This is a genomic window from Bradyrhizobium viridifuturi (assembly GCF_001238275.1).
GTDB classification, from domain to species: Bacteria; Pseudomonadota; Alphaproteobacteria; order Rhizobiales; family Xanthobacteraceae; genus Bradyrhizobium; species Bradyrhizobium viridifuturi.
This window is the reverse complement of sequence record NZ_LGTB01000035.1, coordinates 70,300-89,179: the sequence shown is the minus strand read 5'-3', so window position 1 is coordinate 89,179 and position 18,880 is coordinate 70,300. Positions and strand designations below refer to the sequence as shown.

The 18,880-nt window shown below is 65.1% G+C and carries 18 protein-coding genes and 1 pseudogene; 15 read left to right on the top strand and 4 right to left on the bottom strand.

Going from position 1 to position 18,880, the window contains the following annotated elements; translation table 11 throughout:
- Positions 1-2: 2 nt before the first annotated feature.
- Positions 3-767, bottom strand: a complete 765-nt coding sequence (locus ALC15_RS28590) for a helix-turn-helix domain-containing protein (protein WP_050630164.1) — start codon at positions 765-767, stop codon at positions 3-5.
- Between the two features lie 253 nt (positions 768-1,020).
- Between ALC15_RS28590 and ALC15_RS28585 the strand changes: the two genes are divergently transcribed.
- The 3 genes and pseudogenes from ALC15_RS28585 (at position 1,021) to ALC15_RS28575 (ending at position 6,365) form a co-directional block, all read left to right on the top strand.
- Positions 1,021-3,240 carry a marine proteobacterial sortase target protein gene (locus ALC15_RS28585; RefSeq protein ID WP_430649201.1) on the top strand — a complete coding sequence of 740 codons (2,220 nt, stop codon included), beginning with the start codon at positions 1,021-1,023 and terminating at the stop codon, positions 3,238-3,240.
- A gap of 146 nt (positions 3,241-3,386) precedes the next feature.
- A complete protein-coding gene (locus ALC15_RS28580) occupies positions 3,387-3,974 on the top strand; it encodes a class GN sortase (RefSeq protein ID WP_050630187.1) in 588 nt (195 codons plus the stop codon).
- A 169-nt stretch (positions 3,975-4,143) separates the two neighbouring features.
- Positions 4,144-6,365 (top strand): annotated as a pseudogene (locus ALC15_RS28575) (acetate--CoA ligase family protein).
- A 199-nt stretch (positions 6,366-6,564) separates the two neighbouring features.
- Here ALC15_RS28575 and ALC15_RS28570 read toward each other — a convergent pair.
- The gene (locus ALC15_RS28570) at positions 6,565-7,284 is read right to left on the bottom strand and encodes a S1 family peptidase (protein ID WP_430649200.1); all 720 of its coding nucleotides are present in this window, start codon (positions 7,282-7,284) and stop codon (positions 6,565-6,567) included.
- Positions 7,285-7,490: 206 nt separating this feature from the next.
- Positions 7,491-7,757 (bottom strand): hypothetical protein, encoded by a 267-nt coding sequence (locus ALC15_RS28565; protein WP_050630161.1) that lies wholly within the window; start codon positions 7,755-7,757, stop codon positions 7,491-7,493.
- Between the two features lie 29 nt (positions 7,758-7,786).
- Here ALC15_RS28565 and ALC15_RS28560 point away from each other — a divergent pair, with 29 nt between their 5' ends.
- The 11 genes from ALC15_RS28560 (at position 7,787) to ALC15_RS28515 (ending at position 16,775) form a co-directional block, all read left to right on the top strand.
- The gene (locus tag ALC15_RS28560; protein WP_050630186.1) at positions 7,787-8,461 is read left to right on the top strand and encodes a LuxR C-terminal-related transcriptional regulator; all 675 of its coding nucleotides are present in this window, start codon (positions 7,787-7,789) and stop codon (positions 8,459-8,461) included.
- Between the two features lie 104 nt (positions 8,462-8,565).
- Complete coding sequence (locus ALC15_RS45555) at positions 8,566-8,790, top strand: hypothetical protein (protein ID WP_128089615.1); 225 nt, start codon at positions 8,566-8,568, stop codon at positions 8,788-8,790.
- Between the two features lie 4 nt (positions 8,791-8,794).
- Positions 8,795-11,233, top strand: a complete 2,439-nt coding sequence (locus ALC15_RS28555) for a cyanobactin maturation protease PatG family protein (RefSeq protein WP_050630160.1) — start codon at positions 8,795-8,797, stop codon at positions 11,231-11,233.
- A 174-nt stretch (positions 11,234-11,407) separates the two neighbouring features.
- Entirely contained in the window at positions 11,408-11,602 is a 195-nt protein-coding gene (locus ALC15_RS28550; RefSeq protein WP_050419847.1) for a hypothetical protein, read from the top strand.
- A 60-nt stretch (positions 11,603-11,662) separates the two neighbouring features.
- Complete coding sequence (locus ALC15_RS28545) at positions 11,663-11,839, top strand: hypothetical protein (RefSeq protein ID WP_244486307.1); 177 nt, start codon at positions 11,663-11,665, stop codon at positions 11,837-11,839.
- A gap of 21 nt (positions 11,840-11,860) precedes the next feature.
- The gene (locus ALC15_RS28540; protein WP_128089614.1) at positions 11,861-12,226 is read left to right on the top strand and encodes a hypothetical protein; all 366 of its coding nucleotides are present in this window, start codon (positions 11,861-11,863) and stop codon (positions 12,224-12,226) included.
- Between the two features lie 95 nt (positions 12,227-12,321).
- Positions 12,322-13,008, top strand: a complete 687-nt coding sequence (locus ALC15_RS28535; RefSeq protein WP_050630157.1) for a methyltransferase family protein — start codon at positions 12,322-12,324, stop codon at positions 13,006-13,008.
- Positions 13,009-13,159: 151 nt separating this feature from the next.
- Positions 13,160-13,795, top strand: a complete 636-nt coding sequence (locus ALC15_RS28530; protein WP_050630156.1) for an HAD-IA family hydrolase — start codon at positions 13,160-13,162, stop codon at positions 13,793-13,795.
- A 173-nt stretch (positions 13,796-13,968) separates the two neighbouring features.
- Positions 13,969-14,283, top strand: a complete 315-nt coding sequence (locus ALC15_RS28525) for a hypothetical protein (protein ID WP_050630155.1) — start codon at positions 13,969-13,971, stop codon at positions 14,281-14,283.
- Positions 14,284-14,444: 161 nt separating this feature from the next.
- Entirely contained in the window at positions 14,445-15,392 is a 948-nt protein-coding gene (locus ALC15_RS28520) for an AAA family ATPase (RefSeq protein WP_021078095.1), read from the top strand.
- A gap of 6 nt (positions 15,393-15,398) precedes the next feature.
- Positions 15,399-16,775: a vWA domain-containing protein gene (locus tag ALC15_RS28515; RefSeq protein WP_050630154.1), complete on the top strand. Its 1,377-nt coding sequence runs from the start codon at positions 15,399-15,401 to the stop codon at positions 16,773-16,775.
- Between the two features lie 19 nt (positions 16,776-16,794).
- Here ALC15_RS28515 and ALC15_RS28510 read toward each other — a convergent pair whose 3' ends face one another.
- Positions 16,795-17,322, bottom strand: a complete 528-nt coding sequence (locus ALC15_RS28510; RefSeq protein ID WP_244486306.1) for a hypothetical protein — start codon at positions 17,320-17,322, stop codon at positions 16,795-16,797.
- A gap of 359 nt (positions 17,323-17,681) precedes the next feature.
- On the opposite strand from ALC15_RS28510, the gene ALC15_RS28505 reads away from it, so the two are divergent.
- Entirely contained in the window at positions 17,682-18,878 is a 1,197-nt protein-coding gene (locus ALC15_RS28505; protein ID WP_347336323.1) for a T6SS phospholipase effector Tle1-like catalytic domain-containing protein, read from the top strand.
- Positions 18,879-18,880: the final 2 nt, after the last annotated feature.

Below are 18,880 nucleotides of genomic sequence, written 5' to 3'. Positions count from 1 at the left end.
ACTTATCCCGGCAGGAAGATCGCGAACGGCTCGTCGATCGTGCGGCGCAGATGCTCGCGATAGACGGCGAAGTTGGCATCGTCTGCCGATACCCGGCCAAGGCTCGGCTTGGCCACGTTCTTCACCGGCAGGAATGCGATCGGCGCGGCGACCGGGGTCAGCAGCGAGCCGCGACCAGCGAGCAAGGTCGTGATGATGCCGTACATTTCGCCGGAATTGCGCGGGCGCGAGACCGTGATGACGCGATGCTGGCCGTGCCGGTTGGTCACGAGATAGACGAAGCCCGATTCATTGGGCACCGCCACCTCGCCATACTGGGTGTAGTCGGAATCCTGTCGCTCGCCTTCGCGGAAGCCGAGCGATGACGTCGCCTCGTCCCAAGTGATCTCGGTGCGGTAGGCATAGAGCGCGCCCTGCTCGCCGAACGATGGACGCACCGTGATGTAGGTGCCCTCGATCCGCGCCACCGACCGGCGCGAGTAGGATCCGAGGCTGTCGGGCGCGATCCCGCCATTGGCGGGTGCTGTCACCGTGATCGCCTCCGGCAGCTTGCGCAAGGAAACGCCGAGCGCCTGCTCCAGCCGCACGGTGGTTGCGAGCGTGAACGGGCGGCGGCCGCCGAGCACCTTCTCCAATGTCGACAGGCTGAGCTTGGCCTGCTCCGCCAGCGTCTGCCGCGAGATTCGGCGGCGTGCGATCTCCTCGCGGATGGTCTCCGCGACCTGCTGGCTCTGCTCGGCGGAAAGCTGCTTGTCCGGCGTCGGCATTCTGATTCCTGCCCGGTTCCCCTTGATTCCGCGCAGTCTAGCAGACCGGACAATCCATCACAAAACCGCACAAACCCGCCTTGGCCGGCGGCGGGCGGCGCCGGACGGCGGCCAATCATTGCCGATCATTCTGCTCGCGCCAAAACCGCCGCTCTCCATGATTGCGAAGCAGCGAAAGGCTCGCTCGGGAGTGACGACAATGACGATTTACGATGCATGTGAGAGCAGTCCGCAGATACGCATGTCGCGCAGGATGCGCATAGCGCTGTTCTTCCTGGTGGAAGGTGTCGCCGCGCTGGTGATCGGCTTTGCGGCGCTGTTCCTGAGTTTCGATCCGGTGTGGTCGGCCGAACTGCAGCACCAGACGCTGTTGCGGCCGAGTGATGCGCGCTCCGGCTCGCTGCTGTTCAAGACCGACGACGGCTATAGGGAAGCGTTGAGGCTCGGCGTCGATGTCGACCTTACCGTGTCGGGTCCGACCGTCCGCGCTCGCGTCACCCAGATCTTCCGCAACCCGACCAAGGACTGGGTAGAAGCAACCTACGTCTATCCGCTGCCGGCCGGCGGCGCGGTCGACACGCTGAAGATGGTGGTCGGCGATCGCATCGTGGTCGGCGACATCAAGGAGCGGCAGCAGGCCCGCGCCATCTATGAGCAGGCCAAGCAGAACGGCCAGAAGGCCGCGCTCACCGAGCAGGAGCGGCCCAACATCTTCACCAACTCCGTCGCCAATATCGGCCCCGGCGAAACCGTGCTGGTGCAGATCGAATATCAGGAGCCGGTGCAGCAGAACGGCAACGAATTCTCACTGCGGGTGCCGATGGTGGTCGGCCCGCGCTACAATCCGCGTCCCGTCGTGCAGAGCGTCGACCTCCGTGCCGACGGCAACGGCTGGGGCGCCACCACGACCGATCCGGTGCCGGATCGCAACCGCATCACGTCTGAGGTGCTCGATCCAGCCGCAAATGCGCCGATCAACCCGACCAACATCACGGTGCATCTCAACGCCGGCTTCCCGCTCGGCGAGGTGAAGAGCCATTTCCATCAGGTCAGGATCGACAGCCCCGACAGCACCACGCGCGTCGTCAAGCTTGCCGAAGGCCCAGTGCCGGCCGATCGCGACTTTGAGCTGACCTGGAAGCCGGCCGCCGAGAAGGCGCCGTCGGTCGGGCTATTCCGCGAGCATGTCGGCAATTCCGACTATTTGCTCGCCTTCGTCACCCCGCCATCGGTGGAGCAGGCGCAACAGAAGCCGTTGCCGCGCGAGGTGATCTTCGTGATCGACAATTCCGGCTCGATGGGCGGCACCTCGATCATCCAGGCCAAGGCGAGCCTCACTTACGCGCTCGGCCGCCTGCAGCCCGGCGATCGCTTCAACGTGATCCGCTTCGACGACACCATGGACACCCTGTTTCCGTCACCGGTCGCGGCCAACAACGCCAATATCGGCAATGCGATGGCGTTCGTCAGCGCGATACAAGCGCGCGGCGGCACCGAGATGGTGCCGGCAATGCGGGCCGCGCTCTCCGACACCAACCACGACGACGCTGACCATGTCCGCCAGGTCGTATTCCTGACCGACGGCGCGATCGGCAACGAGCAGCAATTGTTCGAGACCATCAGCGCGCTGCGCGGCCGCTCGCGGATCTTCATGGTCGGCATCGGTTCGGCGCCGAACACCTATCTGATGACGCGCGCCGCCGAACTCGGCCGCGGCACCTTCACCCATATCGGCTCGGTCGAGCAGGTCGACGAGCGGATGCGCGACCTGTTCGCCAAGCTGGAGAATCCCGCGGTGACCACGCTCTCCGCAAAGTTCTCCGAGGCCGCAGCCGACCTGACGCCGTCGGCGCTGCCCGACATCTATCGCGACGAGCCGATGGTGTTGGCCGCAAAACTCGACAAGCTCGCCGGCTCGGTCGAAATCAAGGGCCGCATCGGCGACCGCCCGTGGAGCGTGACGCTGCCGCTCGCGAATGCCGCCGAAGGCAAGGGCCTGTCGAAACTGTGGGCGCGCCGCAAGATCGCCGATGCCGAAGTCGCACGCACCACGCGGCAGCAAAGTCCCGAAGACGCCGACAAGACCATCCTGGCGCTGGCGCTGGAGCATCAGCTCGTCACGCGGCTGACCAGCCTCGTTGCGGTCGACAAGACGCCAAGCCGCCCGGAAGGCGAGCCGCTGAAGCTCTCGGAACTGCCGCTCAACCTGCCGGCCGGCTGGGACTTTGCAAAGGTGTTCGGCGAGCGCCCGGGCCTGCCGGCCACGCCGACCGAACGCCGCGCCGACGCAGGCAACGGCAAGATGCAGCTCGCTGCGCTGAAGCGCTCACCGGTCGCAACGCAAGGTCCCGGCACCATCCAGCTGCCGAAGACCGCGACCGATGCGGAGCTGAAGATGATCGCGGGTGTGATCCTGCTCACGGTCAGCCTGCTGCTTCTGGTGTTCAACCGTCGTCAGACGTCGCCCCAATGACGTCGGATGAGAGGAGAAGGTGCCCCCCGACCTTCTCCTTTCCAAGAGCGCGCGCGGCCTTCCCACCCGTCCCCCAGGGGCCGCGCGCGTCACTTCTTCCTCAGCCGTCATCGCGAGCGCACGAGCAATGACGAGGAAAAATGAAGATGCGTCGCTTCATCCTGCTCGCCTTCGCCCTCATCGGCCTGATCCTGTTCGGCCAGGGCGCCTACATCCACGCCAAGGCACTGCTCGCGCAGGTGCTGCTGGAGCGCGCGTTTGCAAAGAGCATCGCAACCGGCCAGCCCGTGAAACCATGGCGCTGGGCCGATACCTGGCCGGTGGCCCGGATCGAGATCAAGCACCTGCACGCCTCCGCGATCGTGCTCGCCGGCAGCAGCGGCCAGGCGCTGGCGTTCGGCCCCGGCCATGTCGAGCGGAGCGTCGATGCCGGCGAGCGGGGCGTCGCGGTTTATTCCGCGCATCGCGACACGCATTTCCGGTTTCTGAAAGATGTCACAATCGGCGACGAGATCGACGTCACGAGGAGCGACGGCAGGATGTTTCGCTACCGGGCCGATCGCAGCGCGGTCGTCCGCTTCGATCAATCCGGTATCGACCCGTTGACCGGCCGGTATGAGCTCGTGCTGTCGACCTGCTGGCCGTTCGACGCGCTGACATCGGGTCCCGAGCGCTATGTGTTGCACGCGACCATGATCGAACCGGATTCGCGGGTCCCCGAATCGGGTTCCTGACGCGCATCGATTTTGCGCCTGCCGGGATATTGCAAGCGACGGCCTGACTTGCGCCAGCGTGAGTTGCTACCCCCTTTCCCTCGCCGTAAAAACAATGAAAAATCATCTCCTGCGGTGATGCGCCGTGGGCCAGAGGAAACAAGCAGAACAAGGATAAAGGTCAGGCTCCATGGAAGCTTTCGCAAGCACCGCGTCTCATGTGTCCCACAAATGGGCGCCGCCCGCTGACGCCGGTGACATCGTCAAGAGCATCCATGCGATGCTGCACCCGCGCAACATCGTGTTGGTCGGCGCCACCGACAAGCCCGGCAACTACGCCGAGCGGATCTGGAACAACCTGGTCAAGTACAAATATGCCGGCGGCCTTTATCCGATCAACGCCAAGCGCGAAGCCATCTGGGGCGTCACCTGCTACAAGGATTTCGCCAGCCTCCCCGAAAAGCCCGATCACGTGCTGGTGCTGGTGCCGGCCCGCTTTGCCGTGCAGGTAATCCGCGACGCGGCGGCCGCCGGCGCGCGCTCCGCAACCATCGTCACCTCGGGTTTCAGTGAGCTGCAAGACGAGGAAAGCCAGCGACTCGCGGTCGAGCTGAAGCAGGCGATCAAGGAGACCGGGCTCGCCGTCACCGGCCCGAATTGTCTCGGCAATCTCAGTGCCGGCGAGAACCTGTTCACCAATATCGACGACCGCATCGTCACCATGGAGCCGGGCGCGGTCGCGATCGCCGGCCAGTCCGGCGCGATCGTGATGGCGATCCGCCAGGCACTGGAGGATCGCGGCGTCGGCGTCGGGTACATGGTCACGACCGGCAACGAGTCCGGTCTCGAGACCCCGGACCTGATGAGCTATTTCGCCGCCGATCCGAGCATCCGCGTCATCGTGGTCTATCTCGAAGGCGTCAGGAACACGAAGGTGTTCCGCGATGCCTGCAAGGCCGCGCGCGCGGCGGGCAAGCCGGTCATCGCGCTCAAGCTCGGCGCCTCCGAAGGCGGCCGCGCCGCGGCGATGGCGCATACCGGCGCACTCGCCGGCTCGATCGAGACATTCGATGCGATCTCGACCCGCGAAGGCGTGATCCGGGTGCGCGGACTGGATGAATTGATCGAAACCACCGAGTGTTTCGTCCATGCCGATCCGCCGAAGGGCAATCGGCTGGCGGCTGTGTCGCTTTCGGGCGGCAAGCGTGGGCTGCTGATCGACGCATTCTATTCCGCCGGGCTGAACTTCGCGCCGCTGAGCCCGAACGCGTCCGAGCAGCTGGCGAAGATGCTCGGCCCCGGCAGCATCGTCGGTAATCCGCTCGACGCCGGCTTCGCCGCGGTGGTCGATCCCTCCGTCTACATGAAGTCGATCAAGATCATGATCGACGATCCCGACACCGACATCGTCATCATCGATGCCGAGCTGCCGAAGGCGCCGCACGAGCTGCGCGAGCGCAATCTGCGTATCGTCGACGAGATGGCCGGCCAGGCCAACAAGCCGGTGATCTATATCAGCGCAATGTCGATCGGCTTCACCGAATTCACCAAGGGACTGCGCAAGTCCCTGCCCAATATCGCAGTCATGCAAGGCCTCGACCGCGCGGTCGGCGCGATCAAGTCGCTGATCGAATATGCCGGCCTGCGCAAGGAAGTGCCCGACATCACGTCGAGCTCGAAGGCGTCGGCGCGCGCCGTGCTGGAGAAGACGCTGAAGGCCGCCAATGGCGCCGCCGCGCTCGACGAGGTCGCTTCCAAGCAGCTGCTCAAGGCCTACGGCATCCCGATCTCGAAAGAAGCGGTCGCGCAGACCGCGGCCGAGGCCGTGAATATCGCGAAGACAATCGGCTTTCCGGTGGTCGCCAAGGTGGTCAGCCCCGACATCCTGCACAAATCCGACATCGGCGGCGTCGTGCTGAACCTTGCCACCGCGGCCGAGGTGAAGAAGGCGTTCAACGACATCACGGCGCGGGTAAAGAAGCTGAAGGGCAAGCCGAAGCTTGAAGGCATCCTGATTGCGCAACAGGTCAAGGCCGACCTCGAGCTCGTGGTCGCGCCTCGCTCGATGCCGAGATGGGCCCCGTGGTGCTGTTCGGCACCGGCGGCGTCGATATCGAGCTGATGAAGGACGTCGCGCTGGCCGGCGCGCCGCTCGATGCCGCCGAGGCAAAGCAGCTGATCGGCAAGACCAAGGCCGGCGTCAAGATGAAGGGCTATCGCGGCAAACCCGCGCTGCACGAGCCGTCGGCGGTGAAGGCGCTGGTCGGGCTCTCCAACCTGATGGCCGACGCCAACGGCCGCATCGCCTCGATCGACGTCAACCCGTTCCTGATCAACAGCAAGCTCGGCGTCGCCGTCGACGGCCTGATCGTGCTGAACAACGCCGCCGCGAACAAAGCGGCGGGGCATTAGGTTACGGCGCGCAACCAATGCCATCATCCCTCCACCCCCGCGCAATGGCGTAGCCATTGCGCTGGAGGTGGCCGCTTCTTCAGCAGCCCTCGAAGGGCGACGGCCCGGCTGGTGGCCGCTCATCCTTCGAGGCGCGCAAGAGCGCGCACTTCAGGATGACGGATTACGAGCGCAAGGCCGGCTCGAAACGCGCTGTAATCTAGAAGCTCGCGCCCCACTGCAGCGCGGTCTGCATCACCCAGTCGCGATAGAGCGTGAGCGGCGTCACGCCGGTGATGCCGCCGCAGCCGGCACTGCCGTTCGGGCCGGTGGACCAGCTCACCACGCCGACGATGACCGGCCCGCCTGGCTTGTCCTCGAACACCGGCGCGCCGGAATCGCCGGTGCAGGCGCCGAGCCCGTCGCGCACGCCCTGCCCGACCGGGTCGACGAGACGGATCTGCAGCGTGCCGGGCTTGCCGCTTGCGATCAGCCCGGCGACGCGAATGCTGCCGCCGCTCTTGCCGTCGCCGCGCACGGTGACGCCGACGCCCGCCACGGTGAAGCGGCCGCCGACCTGGATCGGAATGTTGGGCATGCCGAGCACGGCCGGCGCCTTGCCTGCGGCGGGCGCCGCGAGTTGCAGGAGCGCGACATCGGCGGTCGCGACATGGTTGGTCATCGCCTGCATCCGGAAGCCGGGATGGATCGCGACCGTCCTGACGTCCTGCAGCTTCGGCTGCCGGTCCGCGCCGTAATCGACAATCTTGTAATCGGCGCCGGGCTGCACGCAATGCGCTGCGGTCAGCACCACCTTCGGCGCGATCAGCGCACCGGTGCAGAAATTGCCGCGCGAACCGACGATGGTGACCACGGAGCGCGCGACACCATCGGTCGACGGCGCGCCGCCACCGACGATGGCCAGGGCCGGTGTTGCCATCAACAGGGTCAGAAAGGCTGCCGCTCGAATCAAGCTCGTCATAGAACCCCGTCGGTCTGCATTGGGATTGAGCACATCCGAGGCGCGGCATTGCGTCGCTCGCACCCGGCCTCGGAGAACACGCAATCTTGTACAGAGCATCCGCGCCAGCACGCGTCAATTATCTAAATATCTAGCCGTTTATCTAAATATCTAGCCGTCGCTGACTACGGCGTTGAAGTCACCGCCAGATTTTCCTGCAGCGCCGTGCTGCGCTCACGCTTCCTGGCGCAGTTCTGCCGCGATATCCGGGACATCGTACCGTGCATCGCGCTGTCGGCACGACGTCCGAATGTGAACTGCATCTCTTGATCCTGCGTGGATGGGGGCCGTAATTTCAACGTGATAATAATACAACCTCTGGCAGCACACCGCATACTTACCTTCATGACTTTCTGGATGCCGGTGCCGTCGACCACCAGACGGCTTTTCATCCGCCATTTCGTTGAGTTCGAGGATAATGATGAGGATCGCGGTCGTTACGCCGATCAGGCTGTTCAGCGAGGGGCTTACCTCGAGTTTCCAGAATCATGCCGAGTTTGCCGTCGAGGCGGCGGTTTCCGATCTTGCCGGTCTGCGTGCGGCGCTCGCGACCGGCCGTGTGAACGTCATCCTGATCGACGTCACTCAGGGCATCGATCTCGATGAGGTGCGCGTGATTGCGAGCGAGCATGTCGACATCGCCCTGGTCGCGCTCGGCCTCAACGAGGATCGGCGTGACGTGGTTCGCTGCGGCCGGGCCGGGTTCAGCGGCTACATTTCCCGCAATGCCAGCTTCGACGAGCTCTGCCGCGCGTTGTCGGACGTCGAATCGGGGCGACTAGCTTGCAGCGCCGAGATTTCCGGCGGCCTGCTGCGCGCGCTGTTTTGCATGGAGCGTCAGAGCGATACGATCGACGCGGACCAGGGACTGACGCGCCGCGAAAGCGAGGTCCTCAGGCTCATCGGACAGGGCATGTCGAACAAGGAGATCGCGCGCGATCTCAACCTCAGCCTTGCGACCGTCAAGCACCACGTCCATCACGTGCTGCAGAAGCTCGGCCTGCCGCGCCGGGCTCAGGCGATGCGGCGAGTACGCGAGGCGCCGTGGATCGCATCATCTGCGCCGGCTCCCGACCGTCGCCGCGAGCTCGACTGACACAAATCACCTGAATTCCGCATTCGGCTGACAACAGCACGCGCATGCATTGGGCGCGCGCACGCGTGCGCATCACGCCGTCAGGCCGATCCCGACTAAACCCTTTGATCGATCTTTCGACGCGCAGGGTCGATCTCCTGGATCGACCGATCCGCATCATCGGCTCGATCCTTTTTGAGCCACCGCGGCGAATAGGCCTTTCGCCGCACGCCTGTCACAACAGCACCAACGCAGCGACAGACCGCCGGTTTCGTGCGCTGCGTGAAAAAGCAAATTGCCGTGGAAGACGGATCGGCTGCGTGAACTCGCGGCTGATCGGTCAGGACTGATTTCATGAATCCAGTTGCCGACATCGCTGGTCTGACTGCCTTGTGGCAGAAAACGTCGGGTGGCGACCCCGCGGTGAAGATCGCGATCATCGACGGTCCCGTCGATCTCAATCATCCCTCGCTCCGACAGGCCCGCGTCGCCATGGGCGGCCAGTTCGTCGCACCGTCCTCGCCGATAATCCAGTCCGAGCACGGCACCCATGTCACAAGCGTGCTGATGGGCACGCCCGGCAGCCCGGTGCTCGGCGTCGCGCCGAATTGCAGCGCCACCGTGTTCTCGATCTATCGCGAGAATGCCGCCGGGCAGATCGAGTCGTCCTCGCAGAGCACCCTGGCGCTCGCGATCAACCAGGCGCTCGCCGTGGGCGCCGACGTCATCAACATCAGCAGCGGCCAGCAATCCGCGACAGGACAGGCCGACCGCATCCTCGTCGACGCGGTCCGCGCCTGCGAGCGCGCCGGCAAGCTGATCGTCGCCGCGGCCGGCAATGACGGCTGCCGCTGCGTCCAGGTGCCGGGCAGCCTCGCTTCGGTGCTGGCGGTCGGCGCGTGCGACCTGGCCGGCAATCCGCTGCCGTTCAGCAATTTCGGCGATGCCTATCTCGAGAACGGCATCCTGGCGCCGGGCGAGAACGTCGCGGGTGCCTCACCGGTCCGCAACGTCATTCTCCGGTCCGGAACGAGCTTCGCTGCACCGATCGTCACAGGTGTCGTCGCATTGTTGCTCTCATGCCTGCGCCAGAACGGACGCAAGGCCGATCCGCAAGCCGTCCGTGCCGCGCTGCTCGAGAGCGCGGCGCCCTGCAGCAGCGAAGGCAGCGCCTCGCGCTGTCTCGCCGGTCGGCTCGATATTCCCGCGGCTGTCGCCGCCCTGCTTGGCGAGCAGGCGGACGCCGTCATGCCGTCGGGTGCTACGGCCGCGGCTCCCCGTTTTTGGGGAGTGTCCGCGCGCCCTTTCGTCCAACCGTCATCCGCCGCTCAGCCAACTGCAACCAGAGAGGATTCCATGGGAGATCTATCAGCAATGTCTGCACCATCGGCTCCGCGCATATTCGGGCCGGACGGCTCGGTCCTGCGAAGCAGCGCCGGGATCATGCCAAGTGAGGCGCAGCCCGCCGCGCCGGCGGCACCTGCGGTAATGGCCGTCCCCGTTGATCACGGTGTCGTCGCCGCGCCGATCGCAGCGCCCGCGCCGCATCCGTACCACGCTCCTCATCCGGGCGGCGACATGGTCTGGATGCCGGCGCCGGCTCCGCAGATGGTCATGCCGCAGATGGCGATGCCGGCTGCCGGCATGATGCCGCAAACCTGGCTGCAGCCGCAGCAATTGCCCGCGCTGATGCCGAGCAACGCGCTTCCCCTCGCAATGCCGCAGGCGCTGCCATTGTACGAAGCACCCGCGGTGCGAACCAGCGAGAAGAGCTGCGGCTGCGGCGGCGGCATGCGTCCGCGAGGCGCTGCGGCCGAGCCCACCAGTCAACTCGCCTTCCCGATCGGCCGGCTGTTCTACGATTTCGGCAAGGAAGCTCGCCTCGACTACTTCGTGCAGGCGATCGCCAACTGGCGCGACAGCCTGATCGGACGCGGCGATCCGGCGTTCGGAACAGATCGCGACCGCTCCGGCGATACTTCGGCGCCGTACAATCCGGCGATCATGGCGCGCTATCTGCTGAACCAGGCCGAGGGCGAGACCGCGACACCGGCCGGCGCGGGCAACAACTTCCCCGACGCCGACGCCATCACCTGGACGATGACGATCGATTCGATCCCGATCTACGCGATCAAGCCGCTCGATGTGTTCGGCCTCGGGTTCTTCGCCGCGCTGATCTTGGCGCTGTGGCACCAGGAGGTCTCGCGCGACGACCCCGCGACGGCCCGTACTGTGGTGAAGGCGACAGCGGCCCTGGCCGACGCCGACGCACGACCGACGGCAAACCCGCCATTCCCGCCGCCCGGCGGCGTCGCGCGGGTCTCGATGGCCGGCTGGGTCGACAGCAGCAGCACGACCAAGTTGCTCAACGGCACCGTCGTGCCAACGCTGGTGACCGATTGGCGCGGCTTCTACCAATGGGATTTGTTCACGCTGTTCGGACCACTCCCCTGGCCAGACGGCGCGGAAGGCTTCCTCGAGCGGATCTACAACGAGTTCCGCAACGTCGGTATCTCGCCGCAGGACCGCGCGCTGAATTATTCCGCGATGAATGCCTACAACACACGGAAGATCTTCATTGATGCCGCCAAGAAGGGTCTGCGGCTCGACACAGTCGAGGTCGACCAGAGCGTCATCTGCCGACCGGACTCGGACTGCCATGACGTGACCTACCGCTTCTTCAACCCGACGCAGGTCCTGACCCAGGCGCGCGAAGTCTATCAGTACACGATCGACGTCAGCGACGTGGTGCCGGTGGCAGTCGGGCCGCTGCGGTACTGGCAGGTCTATTGACGCGATTGCTCCTCCGCGTCCGGAGGAGATCAGAACGTGGCGCGAATGAGCGTCACGTGGTCCAGGGGATCGACGCGATGAGCGTGCCCCTGGGCGACGTCCAGCGACGGCTGCTCCGGTCGGTGCCCACCTCCCGTAGCCGCCGTCAATTCAAACCGAAAGAAGGAGCTGAACATGTACGCAAGGAACGACTTTGAGACCTTCGGCAGCGTGCGTAGCCCGATCCAGTGTGAGGGCATCGAGCGCGGTCCGAAGCGGATTGCCGAAGTTGCGGTCAACGGGTCCGTCAACCCGCAGGGCTGGGGCGACATCCTCGGCGGGATCGCAAAGGTCGCGATCCCCGCCCTCAGCGGCGTCCTCGGCATCTGATCGCCAAACTCGGGGCCCGGCGCTGTCGGGCCCCACCCCATCCTCGAGGAGGCCGATATGATGCAGAAGTCCACAGCCAGGAGCCCGCAGCAACAGCAGCAGAACGGTCGCCGGATCGAGCCCTCCGGTAAGATCGTCGTGTCGTCAGTCGTGACCCACGCCTCGCTGCTCGCCGCGATCAGCGACCGCAACCCGATCATCGCCAAACGCACCACATCCGACGAGGACAAATCCTGACGTCCAAATCCTGAAATCATCGTGATCACCGAACCTATGGAGCCGATGCCATGGCAAGAACGCCCGCCAATCCGGATCTGGCAATGCAGCCCCGCCGCCGGCGGAAGCAACAGCCTCAGCCTCAGCCGTTGCCGAGGCACGCGCCCGCTTGAAGCGGCCGTTGTCGCCCGTCCGAAGATCGCCACCACGCCTGCTCCGCCGACAACGTCGGCCTACATGGCACCGCCGCAGGGCCCCGGCGCCCCCCAGCAGATGCGCCATGACGGCTCGCCGAGTTCGGAGGAGAGACTCAACACCGCGATGAAGATCCTGCTCGATCCGGCGGCGCGTGCGCTGCCGAGCAAGGTCTATTCCGGACAGGCGCGAAATTGGACCCGCCGATCGTGACCGGTTTTGCACGCTGAGGCTCGCTTCGATTCGTTACCAGCGCAACGGCCCGCCCGATCCGGTGGCGCGGCCGTTGCCGTTCGCCGGAGAGAGAGATGGACGAGAACGGTAATCATCCGACCATCAATTTGCGCGGCGCCGTCTTCACGTGCGTGGGCCTCGGAACGCTCCTGTTTCTCACGGCCGGCACCATGCGCTGGACCGGCGCCTGGCTGTTCCTTCTCGAGATCACGATCGGTGGACTGATCACTGAGGCCTGGCTCGCCAGACATGATCCGGGGCTGCTGGCGGAGCGGCGCAGCGTGCGCGGCCAGGCCGAATGGGATCGCGTCATCACGACGATCATGCCGCTGTTGTGGCTGACATGGCTGCCGCTGATGGCGCTCGACGCGGTGCGGTACCAGGCATCGCTCGTCCCGCTCTGGCTGCAATGCGCCGGCGCGCTGATGATCGCCGCATCGTTCTACATCGTCTACCGGACCTATCGCGAAAACAGCTACGCCGCGCCGGTGGTGAAGATCCAGCGCGAGCGCGGACATGCCGCGGTGACCACGGGGCCATATGCCTACGTGCGACACCCGATCTATGCCAGCGGCCTGTTGACCTATGTCGGCACCCCGTTGCTGCTCGGATCCTGGTATGGCCTTGCCATCGTGCCGGTGATGGCGGCGTTGCTCGGCCTGAGGTCGATGATGGAGGAGCGGATGCTCGCCGCCGAGCTCGACGGTTACGCCGAATATCTCGGGCGTGTGCGCTATCGCCTGGTTCCGATGGTCTGGTGAGCCCGTTCCGCGCGGCGGAGTTTGCCGCGAACTGGCGGCTTGCCTGATCGGCGGCAATTCCAATAAAGAAGGCGTGACGCGCGTTTCCCTGTCTTCGGTCAAGCGGCCGGACGACCCGAGGCGAAGCCGCCGCTTTGCAACGGGCAGGATTATGATGATCGAGGCAGTGATCTGGGATTTCGGCGGCGTCTTGACCACCTCGCCGTTCGAGGCATTCGCACGCTATGAGACCGAGCGCGGCCTGCCGATCGATATCATCCGCCGCACCAACGCCGCCAACCATCTCGAAAACGCGTGGGCCAAGTTCGAGCGCGCCGAGATCGGGATCGACGCGTTCGACGAGCTGTTCGCGACTGAGTCGAAGGCGCTCGGCGCCGAGGTGCGCGGAAAGGACGTGCTGCCGCTGCTCTCCGGTGACCTGCGCCCCGAGATGGTCGAGACGCTGAAGCGTATCAAGGCCCAGTTCAAGACCGGCTGCATCACCAACAATCTGCCGTCGAACGCAATCGGTAGCCACAGCGGACGCACGCTCTACGTCGCCGAGGTGATGGCGCTGTTCGATCACGTCATCGAGTCCGCCAAGATCGGCCTGCGCAAGCCCGACCCGCGCATCTACCAAATGATGGTGGAGACGCTCGAGGTGAATCCTGCGAACTGCGTCTATCTCGACGATCTCGGCGTCAATTTGAAGCCGGCACGCGAGATGGGCATGACCACGATCAAGGTCGCGAATGCCGCGCAGGCGATCGGCGAGCTTGAGGCCGCAACCGGCCTCACGCTGAGGTGAAGCGGTTCACGCGCCTATTCACGCCGCATTCAGGCGGCGGCGCCTAATTGTCGGCCTCCCCGTGGATCACGGCGCGATCGCAAGATCGCATCTTGATCCTTCCCTGGTCCGAGCATGACGTTCCGGAAAACCGATATCCACTTCTCCGGATCATGCCCGCGGAGGCACATCCCATGAAACGTCTTGTCGTCGCCCTTTTCTCGGCCGGCTCGCTGCTGGTCTCAGTCGCAGCATTCGCGCAGTCAACCTCGACCCCCGCGGCGGCGCCGGCAGCAGCTCCCGCACAGGAGAGCACGGCGGCGGCGCCCGTGCCTGGTGCGAAGCGCGCGGCCTGCCAGAGCGCGGCGAAGGCGCTGAAGGGGCAGGAACGGCACGACCAGATGCAGCTCTGCATAGCGCAGGCGCATCTCGACTGCCTGAAGCAGGCGATCGACCAGAAGATCGTCGGCCCGCAGCGCAAGGATTTCGTGAAGAGCTGCGCGGGCTGACGGCAGTCGCCTCCTGGGTATTGCGCTCGGCGGAATACCCCGGAACCATGCGCTAACCCCAGCCTTGAAGCTGTGCCGTTGCAGGCCAAACGAGCCTTGTGCTTTGGCCGCAACGAGCGCAGAACAGGTCCGAGTTCAAGGCAAATTCGGAGCTGATCCTCGTGGCTGACACCAGGCCCACCGCCTCGATCGAGGCCGTGGAAAGCGGCCTCGCCGCACAAGGCTATATTGCGAGCCGGCAGATCGCGACCGCGGTCTATCTGTCGCAACAGATCGAGAAGCCGATCCTGGTCGAAGGCCCCGCCGGTGTCGGCAAGACCGAGCTGGCAAAGGCGATCGCCGCCTGGCGCGGCATGAAGATGATCCGCCTGCAGTGCTATGAGGGCCTCGACGAGGCCAAGGCGCTGTATGAGTGGAAATACGCCAAGCAGCTGCTCTACACCCAGATCCTGAAGGACAAGCTCGGCGAGGTGCTCGGCGGCGCGCAGTCATTGGCCGCAGCGCTCGACCAGCTTCACACCTTCGGTGACGTGTTCTTCTCCAAGGAATTCGTCGAGCCGCGGCCGCTGCTGCAGGCGTTGGAGCAGCCCGCCGGCTGCGTGCTGCTGATTGACGAGATCGACAAGTCGGACGCCGAATTCGAATCGCTGCTCCTGGAGATCCTCTCCGACTTCCAGGTCACGATCCCCGAGCTCGGCACCGTCTCCGCGGTGGCGCCCCCGACCGTGATCCTGACCTCGAACAGCGAACGCGATCTCGGCGATGCCTTGAAGCGGCGCTGCCTGCATCTGCACATCGGCTTCCCCGAGCAGAAGCTGGAGGAGCGCATTGTCGAGAGCCGGGTGCCCGGCATCTCGCAGACGCTGCGCAAGCAGATGGTCGGCTTCATCCACGAGATCCGCTCGCTGGATCTGAAGAAGCTGCCGTCGGTCAGCGAGGCGATCGACTGGGCGCGCGTGCTGGTGCTGCTGCAAGCCAGTGAGCTCGACCATGAGATCGTCAAGGACACGCTCAACGTGCTCCTGAAATACGAGGCCGATATCGAGGCCGCGACGCCGCAGATCTCGTCCTTCATCGCCAAGGCGTCGCGCCAGGGCGTGTTCAGCTAGACCAACATGCGCGAGAACCTGCATCGCTTCTTTCGTGCGGCGCGGGGAGCCGGGGTCCGGGTCTCGCCCGCCGAAAGCATTGACGCGATGCGGGCGGTCGCGCAGGTCGGCTTCAACGACCGCGACATCCTGCGCAACACCTTCCTGCTGACGCTTGCCAAGACCCAGGACGAGAAGCGCGCGCTCGGCGAATGCTTCGACCTGTTCTTCAGCCAGCCCGAGCCGCAGCAGGAGAATGCCGAGCAGAACAAGACCGACGACAACAGCGCATCCGGCGCCAATCCGTCGGCGGATGAGCACGGCGATAACGCGGGCGGCGCCGCCAACGAGAATGTCGGGCCGCTGGCGCAGATGCTGCTGTCGCAGGATCGCTCTGCGATATCGACCGCGATCGCCAACGCCTCCGGCGCCGCCTCGTTGCCGGATATCCGCTACTTCACCCAGCGCGGCATCTTCCAGACCCGCATCCTCGACGCGATGGGCATCCAGCGCCTGCGCGACGACATCGACGAACAGACCACGCGCAATCCGGCTCTTGCCGAGCGGCTGCAGGAGGCGCTCAACGGCCTGCGCGGCACCGTTCGCGACGCCGTCTCGCAGGCCCTGCTGCTCTACGGCCGCGAAGAGGCCGAAAACCTGCGCAACGAGATCCTGCGCAACGCGCCGCTGGCGCGGATCGAGCCGAGGCAGGTCGAGCAGATGCGCGCCCTGATCCGCCAGATCGCACGGCGGCTGCGCGAGCGCTATTCCAAGCCGCGCAAGCGCCAGCGCCGCGGCCATCTCGACGTCCGCCGCACGCTGCGCCGAAACGCGGCCTGGGGCGGCGTGCCGTTCCTCACCGCGTGGAAGCGCAAGCATCGCGACCGGCCGAAGATCGTGGCGCTGTGCGATGTCTCAGGCTCGGTCGCGCGCGTCTCGGACTTCTTCCTGCTCCTGATCCACAGCCTGCACGAAGTGGTCGACGACGTCCGCTCCTTCGCCTTCTCCGGCCATTTGATCGAGGTCAGCGACATCCTGGAATCGAAGTCGCCGGAAGAGGCGATGAAGGAGATCATGTCCAAGGTCGGCTTCGGCTCCTCCGACTACGGCAATTCCTTCGCCGATTTCGAGGACAATTGGATGAGCGCGATCACGCCGCAGACCACGGTGATCGTGCTCGGCGACGCCCGCAGCAACAATCTCGATCCGCGCGCCGACATCCTGCGCCGCATCGGCGAGCGCTCCAAGCGCCTCGTGTGGCTCAACCCCGAGGGCCGCATGGTCTGGGGTTTTGGCGATTCCGAGATGCCGCGCTACGCGACCTTTTGCACCGTGGTGCGCCAGTGCGCGACCGCCCAGCAGCTCGAGCGCGCCGTCTCCGACATCGTGGCGACCTATCAATAGGCCAGTCGGCCGAGCTGCCCTATAGCGCGAGCGATTCGCTGTGGAACAGCCATCCGACGAATGCGATCAGTGTCAGCGCGATCGACGCAGAGACACTGATGAGCTTGATCGTCGTGATCGCCTTCAAAGCCGAGACGGATCGCGCCGCCGCGTCCGGGTCGCCGCGCAGCAAGAGCCATGCCAGCAGGCAATCCTCGATCAGATCGCTGAGCAGATACACCGCCGGCACGACCAGGCCGAGCCACGCCGCCGACGGATAGGTATGGGTGAGCCAGTGCGATGACGCTGCGCCCATCGCGCCCGCCAGCGCCAGCATGACGACGAGATCGAGCGGGAACAGGATCGGGAACACATACTTCAGCCGCAGATCGGACTGCACCAGCGCGCCGAGCTGGTCGCCGCTGTAGCTCAGCGTCTTCTCCGGAAAGCGGGTGCGGAATCGGCTGGCAAAAACGCGATCGGAATAGCTGCCGACCCACCGGAAAAGTCCGAACGCACTCACCACAAGTCCCGCGAGAATGATCGTCACGAGAGCTTGAGTGCTCATGCCGATCCATTCCTGATGATGAGAAAACTGCGGCAACCCGCAGGCAAAATGATCGCGCGCACCGGCGAAGTCCCCGAACGGGAGAAAATGTCAACGTACCGCAGCAATAATCGATCTTCAGATTCCCATCTTTTCCCTGGTGTTGCAATTGAATTCTACCGAGCGCCAGGAGCGAGTATCAGCCGATGCCAATGGCGGCGATGGGATCGGGGAAGGCACGACGTCGCCGGCGCTCGCACCGCGTACACCAAATCGTCTTCAATTGGAGATTGAATCTTCCTCGCATCCTGCCGTACATTGAGGCCACGAATTTCACGGCGACCGCAGGGGCTACGGATGCCGAAGGATATTTTGATCTTGTGCGACGGCACCGGCAACGAGATCGGCGCCAATATTTCCAACGTCCTGAAGCTGTTTCGCGTCTCCGACAAGGCGACCGGCAGCGGATCTACTATCATCCGGGGCTCGGCACCATCGGCCTGCAGAACAGCTGGGGGCGATTCAAGCAGGAGGCGTGGGGCCTGTTCGGACTGGCCTTCGGCGCCGGCCTCGACAAGGATACGCTCGACGCCTACCGGTTTCTCTGCCGGCTCTGGGAGCCAGGCGACCGGGTCTGGATGTTCGGCTTCAGCCGCGGCGCCTACACGGTGCGCGTGCTCGCCGCCTTCGTTCACGTGATGGGCCTGTTGCCGGTCGACCAGCTCGACCTCGCCGGCTATGCCTTCGGCACCTACAAGAAGGCGAGCTCCGACGCCCAGAAGTCCGATGGCACGTTCGACGATGCGCCGCTGAAGGAAGCCTGGCACTTCAGCCAGATCGCCGGCGGCCGCAACATCGACATCGAGTTCGTCGGCGTGTGGGACACGGTGGCCTCGATCATCGTGCCGCGGCAGGACAATTTCCTGTTCGACATACAGACGCTGCTGTTCACGCGCACCAATTCGAGTGTGAAGCGCTTCCGCCAGGCGATCTCGATCGACGAGCGCAGGCGCATGTTCCGCCTCAACCAGTGGAAGGAGGGGCAGCTTTACCGGTCGAATCCGTTCGACCCGGCGACCGAGGTGCCGCAGGACATCCGCCAGGTCTGGTTCGCCGGCGTGCACTCCGACGTCGGCGGCGGCTATCCGGAGGACCAGAGCGGGCCGTCGAAATTTCCGCTGATCTGGATGCTCGGACAGGCCGGGGCCGCCGGGCTGCAGATGGACCAGGCACTGATCGATCATCTCGCCTGGGGCACACCGTTGCCGCCGCACACCCACGAATATGCGCCGCCGAGCGCGACGGACCCGCTGCACAACTCGCTGACCGCCGCCTGGGAAATCCTGGAGTGGATTCCCAAGAGCGACAAGTGGAAGGAATGGCCGGAACGAAAATCCTTCCTCGGCTTCTACCTGCCGCGCGGCGAACCACGGCCGATACCGGAAGGCGCGACCATCCATGCCTCGGTGCTGGAGCGGATGCAGAACGATCCGGCCTACAAGCCGATCAACATGCCCAGGACCTACACGATCGAGCCGATGCCGACGCCGCCTGCGCCACCCGCGCCGACGGTTTGAGA